The sequence below is a fragment of the Paenibacillus sp. 01T424 genome (genome assembly GCF_056398745.1).
The window spans coordinates 1-527 of sequence record NZ_JBFTPZ010000122.1 but is presented as its reverse complement, the minus strand read 5'-3'; the positions used below and the strand labels follow the sequence as shown (position 1 = coordinate 527).

General features: G+C 49.5%; 1 protein-coding gene. It reads left to right on the top strand.

What is annotated here, in order from left to right; translation table 11 throughout:
* On the top strand, positions 1 to 527 hold a 527-nt coding region (locus AC1DPK_RS34280; RefSeq protein ID WP_477513031.1), incomplete at both ends, for a SpoVR family protein.

Here is a 527-nt window from a genome sequence, read left to right as displayed (position 1 = left end):
GATCATGGCACGGAGGCGGTCGAGAAGTTTATCGATGCGATCCTTGCCATTCAAGAGCATGTCGATCCGACGCTCATTAAGCCATATCAATTGGATAAGAAACGTTATATCGAAATGGTGCAAAAGGACAGCGAGCGTTCGGAGTGGAATATTCCTTCCTCCTCATATGATGACTTATGGAATCTAGACCCGGATCGAACAGCTGCCGCCGCATCAGCCGCTCAATCGCAGGCCGCTGACGCCAAACGTTTTCCGCCACGGCCAGAAAAAGATCTCATCTGGTTCATTGAGGAGTACTCCCCTACTCTGGAGGATTGGCAGCGCGATATTCTATCTATGCTTCGCGATGAGATGCTCTATTTCTGGCCGCAAATCGAGACTAAGATTATGAACGAAGGCTGGGCTTCGTATTGGCATCAGCGGATCATACGCGAGCTTGATCTGACTAGCGATGAAACGATTGAGTTCGCTAAGCTAAACTCTTCTGTCGTGCAGCCATCCCGGCATACCTTGAAGCATACCTTGAA